The sequence below is a fragment of the Erwinia sp. MYb416 genome (genome assembly GCF_037479575.1).
GTDB lineage: Bacteria > Pseudomonadota > Gammaproteobacteria > Enterobacterales > Enterobacteriaceae > Erwinia > Erwinia rhapontici.
Map to the genome: position 1 here is coordinate 1,051 of NZ_JBBGYT010000116.1, position 902 is coordinate 1,952.

Annotated in this window: 1 protein-coding gene and 1 pseudogene; one reads left to right on the forward strand and one right to left on the reverse strand. The window is 53.1% G+C overall.

Annotated elements, in window-relative coordinates:
• Positions 1-226 (forward strand): annotated as a pseudogene (locus WH277_RS01070) (hypothetical protein); the annotation flags it as partial.
• Between the two features lie 2 nt (positions 227-228).
• Here the strand turns inward: WH277_RS01070 and WH277_RS01075 are convergent.
• Positions 229-888, reverse strand: a complete 660-nt coding sequence (locus WH277_RS01075) for an O-methyltransferase (protein WP_133843285.1) — start codon at positions 886-888, stop codon at positions 229-231.
• Positions 889-902: the final 14 nt, after the last annotated feature.

A 902-nucleotide genomic window follows, 5' to 3' on the forward strand; every position in this document is an offset into this window, starting at 1 on the left:
AAAAAAAACGCCGCCATTTTCATTGAACAGTATTAAATATAAGCTGCATCAGGTTTTCTCCGGTATAACATTAGCATCAAGCGCTTTTTTTGTGGTGATTATTATAGACCTGTCGAATCCGCTTCGTTATTCCGATGCGTTAATTGTACCACTGACTTATGCTGCTTTATCCGGGATGATGATTTCGCTGGCCAATATCGTCCCGGAACCTTCTGGTCCGGGATAATATTACTTCACCAGCGCCAGCGAGAACCCATCCCAGCCTTTGGCACCCACGGTCTGAATGGCGGTGGCATCCAGACGCGGGTCGCTGCCCATTTGCGAAAGAAAATCACGCACCCCCTGGATGTTCCAGTCGCTGGTATCCCCATCGGCAACCCGTCCGTTACGCACGACGTTATCACCAATAATCAGGGTGCCTGAACGTGAGTACTGTATTGCCCACTCCAGATAGGCCGGATTATTGCGTTTGTCGGCATCAATAAAGATCATATCAAAAGGCGCTGCGTCAGCCAGTGTGGGCAGGGTATCCAGTGCGGCACCCACGCGGATCGTGACCTTGCTCTCCAGCCCGGCACGTCGAATATTCTGCGCGGCAATCTCTGCGTGATGCGCTTCATACTCCAGGGTAATCACTTTTCCGTCATCCGGCAGCGCCCGCGCCAGCCACAGTGTGCTGTAGCCGCCCAGCGTTCCGATTTCCAGAATGCGTTTTGCGCCGACCATTTTCGCCAACAGATTAAGCAGTTTTCCCTGATTCGGGGCCACATCAATGGCAGGTAACCCGGCGGCCTGGTTGTTTTCCAGCGCGGCCAGCAGTGCCGCATCCTGTGGCACCAGTTGTTCCACCAGATATTGGTCGACCTGTGTCCAGCGTGGCTGATTCATGGGGTTTCCTTTCA